At 28.7% G+C, this 4,924-nt stretch carries 5 protein-coding genes; 2 read left to right on the top strand and 3 right to left on the bottom strand.

Translation table 11 applies throughout. The features are described from left to right. Positions 1-763 precede the first annotated feature (763 nt). The gene (locus VIM70_RS22625; RefSeq protein ID WP_331948039.1) at positions 764-1,363 is read left to right on the top strand and encodes a nitroreductase family protein; all 600 of its coding nucleotides are present in this window, start codon (positions 764-766) and stop codon (positions 1,361-1,363) included. 420 nt (positions 1,364-1,783) lie between these two features. Here VIM70_RS22625 and sigK read toward each other — a convergent pair whose 3' ends face one another. From sigK to VIM70_RS22640, 3 genes are all read right to left on the bottom strand, one after another. Beyond that, positions 1,784-2,488: an RNA polymerase sporulation sigma factor SigK gene (sigK, locus tag VIM70_RS22630; RefSeq protein WP_331948036.1), complete on the bottom strand. Its 705-nt coding sequence runs from the start codon at positions 2,486-2,488 to the stop codon at positions 1,784-1,786. 138 nt (positions 2,489-2,626) lie between these two features. Continuing rightward, positions 2,627-3,400, bottom strand: coding sequence for an RNA polymerase sporulation sigma factor SigG (sigG, locus tag VIM70_RS22635; protein ID WP_331948037.1), 774 nt, complete (start codon positions 3,398-3,400; stop codon positions 2,627-2,629). Positions 3,401-4,126: 726 nt separating this feature from the next. Continuing rightward, complete coding sequence (locus VIM70_RS22640; protein ID WP_331948038.1) at positions 4,127-4,498, bottom strand: hypothetical protein; 372 nt, start codon at positions 4,496-4,498, stop codon at positions 4,127-4,129. Between the two features lie 277 nt (positions 4,499-4,775). On the opposite strand from VIM70_RS22640, the gene VIM70_RS22645 reads away from it, so the two are divergent. Then, the coding region (locus VIM70_RS22645; RefSeq protein ID WP_331948040.1) for an alpha/beta-type small acid-soluble spore protein at positions 4,776-4,924 on the top strand (149 nt) is incomplete at its 3' end.

The following is a 4,924-nucleotide window of genomic DNA, read 5'->3' on the forward strand; positions in this document are numbered from 1 at the left end:
AAATATAATAGAATATCGCTGATTTTGGGAAAGTGATATTTATTGAAATCCCATAGTAAGTGCTAACGCGGCATCGTTCAAAAGTTCGTTTCAGACATCGAGCAATTTTCGTAGCTATCATCGTTTAAGTATATACTTAAGGTGATAGCTTTTATCGGCTCAACATCTGAAAGCAAACCTATTCATTTCATGACATTTATTTAAGTAATGTCAGACCCTATTGATCTATCGTATAAAGATATACTAAAGATATACCCTTAATGGTCTTAAGGTTTTAAGTCCAGTTATACAGAATATAAATTGTGTTAAACTCGCCCTAATATTCTAAATCAGGAAATAACTAATAACAAACTATATTTAACGCACTTTTTTAAATGAGTATATAAATTTGTTAGTCTATTTTTTACACTTCCTACTTCCTACCTTTGCATTTTTATTTATAGGTATTGCAATACACCTTAATATTACAAAACAGAAAGTCACCAAGCTTACTAATACTCTAAGTGAATTTGAATTTCTTATTTTTTACCATCCTGATATTAATACTTATATTTTTTTATAAATTTTACATTTATTTTTTTGAATAAATTAGATACTGATAGAATAAATATATAATTAAAGTAAAATTATTCATTGGAGGCTTATTGTGGGAATATCAGATGTGTTTAAAATTAAAGAATTTAAAAGTAAAATTGAATCTTTAGAAAAAGAAATTGTGGGAATGAAAAAGATACTAACTCAAGAAAATGGGAAGAATAATAATATGAAAAAAGATTTTTACACTGCTGTAGCAGACAGACGCACAATTTATGGAATTAGTAAAGAAAAGGTGACAACGGATGAGGTAATTAAAAAAGTTGTTGATCAGGCTGTGAAAAATACGCCCTCACCATTTAATTCTCAAAGTGCAAGAGTAGTTTTGTTATTACAAAAACATCACGATAAATTATGGGATATTACAAAAGATACTTTAAGAAAGATAGTTCCTGTTGAGAATTTTGCTTCAACTGAAGACAAAATAAATTCATTTCACAATGGATATGGTACTGTTTTATTCTTTGAAGATATTAGTGTAATTGAATCAATGCAGAAAAACTTCGCTTCTTATAAGGATAATTTCCCAGTTTGGTCTCAACAGTCAAGTGGGATGCATCAATATGTTATATGGTCCGCATTAGAAATTGAGGGTTTTGGTGCATCTCTACAACATTATAATGAACTCATTGAAGTGGATGTAAAAAAAGAATGGAGCATACCAGAAAATTGGAAACTTATATCACAAATGCCATTCGGAAAACCAACAGCTATACCTGATGAAAAACAGTTCCAACCATTAGAAGATCGTATTAAGATATTTAAATAATTTTCACATTAACATTTTACTTAATTAAAAGATACCTCTAATCGTAGGATAATAAAACTACGGTTAGAGGTATCTTTATGCAATTCTACTTGAAAAGAAAGAATTGAAGATTTCATAATACCCCTCACTTTATCTATAATGTTTTATCATGTACCCAAGGGCATCGCCAACATTTCTCTGAATCACACCAACAACCCAACTTATGTCTGTGTTTTCATTTTTTGATGTACAGCTTCTTTCCCCGTTTCGAGATACCATTATTATGTAGGTACTATTACATGAATAATGAACCTAATATAATATAATAAGTTATAAAAATAGCCACTCTCTTGGGGAGAATGGCTATTAACTATCGCTTACTTCATTCGTACGCTATACTCTATACTATGCAATACGTATCCAAAAAATTTCATAATCTAACTATATATTTACACTATTATTTAATTCCTTATTAAGTTTCTTTAATACTTTCTTTTCAATTTTAGATACATAGGACCCAGAGATTCCTAGAATCAATGAAATTTCTCTTTGAGTTCGAGGATTACCATCAAGTAATCCATAGCGCATTTGAATTACTATTTTTTCTCTATCATTCAAACCTATGTTAATCTTATTATAAATCTGTTTAAGTTGTATTTTACGTTCTACTATATCAATAATAGAATCTTCATCACTACTTAATACATCAATAAGAGATATCTCATTTCCATCATTATCATTTCCAATAGGATCATGCAGGGACATCTCCCCTTTTGTTTTCTTATTATTCCTAATAAGCATGAGTATTTCGTTTTCTATGCACCTCGAAGCATAGGTGGCAAGCCTTATTCCCTTACTAGTATCAAAGGAATCAATAGCCTTAATGAGTCCCACAGATCCAATAGATATGAGGTCATCTACATCCTTTCCTGGATAAGAAAATTTTTTTACTATATGTGCAACTAGTCTTAAATTTCGTTCAACTAATATACCCTTAGCTAGTAAATCGCCTTTCTTTAACTTTCTTAAATAAGATTTTTCTTCTTCATCATTTAATGGTTGAGGGAATGAACTACTACCTGTTATGTAGGCTGTTAAAAATGTAACATTCCCAATCATATTTAATAAACAATTTACGAAAAACACAGATGTCCTCCTAATAGAGCTTCTTAATATAATATGATTTGCTATTTGTTTTCATGTATCTAATATTTAATTCTGAAATGAGAACTTTTAAGTTCCGTTTATAAAATAGGATAACAAAAAGGGTCCTAATAGAGGACCCTATACATACTTTCTCATGTGCTTTAACGCGTTTTTTTCCACTCTAGATACTTGTGCTTGGGATATGCCTATTTCATGAGCTACCTCCATTTGAGTTTTTCCATTGAAGAACCTCAAATGGAGAATTAACTTTTCTCTATCTTTTAATTTCTTCATTCCCTCTTTAATTGACATATTTTCAATCCAATTATCATCTAAATTTTTAGTGTCTCTTATTTGATCCATTACATAAACTTCATCTCCACCATCATGATAAATTGGTTGAAATAAAGATACAGGGGCTTGTATAGCGTCTAGTGCAATTACCACGTCTTCTCGAGGTAATTCTAATTCTTTTGCTATTTGAGATATAGTAGGCTCTTTATTGCTCTCATTCGTCAATCGTTCTCTAACTTGTAGTGCTTTATATGCAATATCCCTTAATGACCTACTAACTCTTATAGAGTTAGCATCTCTTAAGTATCTTCTTATTTCCCCAATAATCATAGGAACTGCATATGTTGAAAATTTAACATTTATACTTAAATCAAATTTATCAATGGACTTCATTAAACCTATACATCCTACTTGAAATAAATCATCTGCGTTTTCTCCTCGACTATTGAAGTACTTTATTACACTTAAAACCAATCTTAGATTTCCTTCAATAAATTTTTCTCTACACTCAGGCTCTCCATTTTGTATCCTAAATAGCAACTCTTTCATTTCTTTTTCTTTTAATTTCGGTAATTTTGAAGTGTTTACTCCACATATCTCTACTCTATTGAACACCATAAGGTCATCATTCCCTTCATAGTAATTACCTACCAATTATGTCCTTAAGATTTATTTATTATACTAAAGACAACCTTACAATATTTCATAGTAATTACAGTAGATCGGTTTGAGAAAAGTTTGTTCAAAATGTAATGCAATATTTATCTATACAGTACAATTAAACTAAATAAAAACAAGGCTTTTACATGCCTTGTTTTTATTTTAAATATATGTTTCTAAACTGGTCTACGCTTTAATAGTTCGATTTCTATTTATATTTTAAAATAGGTAATCCTTCAAATTCAGGTGAAATATCTGCTGTATTTATTTTCACCTCCTATACCGTATGAAAGAAAATAAGCAAGGGATAATAAGTACAATAATTATCACTAATACAATTTTAAGCGTTGTTAATCGAGTATGCATTATAATCACCCAACCTATATTATGTGTATCTTAAATTAAATTAATATAAAATAAACCATTAAAGATATTTAATGTACTTCGGCTATATTTTTTATTGGCTATAAATTGATATTTTATTGAAAATGAGGTAATATATTACTATCTTTAATTTTTGCTTCTAATTTTTAATGCAAAGGTAATTAAGTTGGGATCCCCCTATCTTAATTACCTTTGCATTTTTTATTTATTGGTATTAATTACAACTAATTTACAAAGAAATTAGTAGCCTTCAAAATCAGACCCGTTGACATATTGTAGATAACCTTTTCCTATTTATTTTTATATATATTCAGGTATTTCTCTTGTAACTTTGGTTTTATCTTTATCATTGGATATGTTATATACTATATATTTACAGAGTTTTCTGCCCAAACTGACGTTTTCTTTAGTATAAGGTTGTACTCCAGTATTAAACATCGCTGCAAGATCTTCTTTTAAAATATTTAAAATCTCATCTTCAATATAGACTTCTTTTTCTATATTAATATCTCTAATACCACTTAATATTAATTTTAATTTAGTAGAGATACCTCTATAATTCATGTGTCCCTCTAAAATTACAGTGCAGAGAGCTTTGGTTTTTTTTCTTACAGATTCAAAATGAAAGATACAATTACTATATATTTCAATCTCTTGCGGTTGGTCATCCATATGCTTTATCCTCCTTTTTTACATAATTTTAACACATAATAGATATTCCATAGCTTTTAATTTTCAACTTAGCTTTAGCATTTACCTATATAAAAAAAAATGATATTTATATTCATATATACTAATAATAAAAAAATACAAGTATTAATATCAGGATGGTGAAAAATGAGAAATTCAAATTAAAATAACCATGAATTTCTAGGAGTATTATTTATAATAATGCACATTATAATAGCACAAACGAAAATGATTATCAATTAATGAGTAGGTAATTTATATGTCAAAAAATAGAGTATTAGTTCCAGAGGCTAAGGCTGGATTAAATAGATTTAAAATGGAAGCTGCTAGGGAAGTAGGAGTAAATCTTACAGAAGGTTACAATGGAGATTTAACTTCAAGAGAGAATGGTTCTGTAGGCGGACAAAT

The sequence above is a fragment of the Clostridium sp. genome (genome assembly GCF_036569345.1).
Lineage (GTDB): Bacteria > Bacillota > Clostridia > Clostridiales > Clostridiaceae > Clostridium_AD.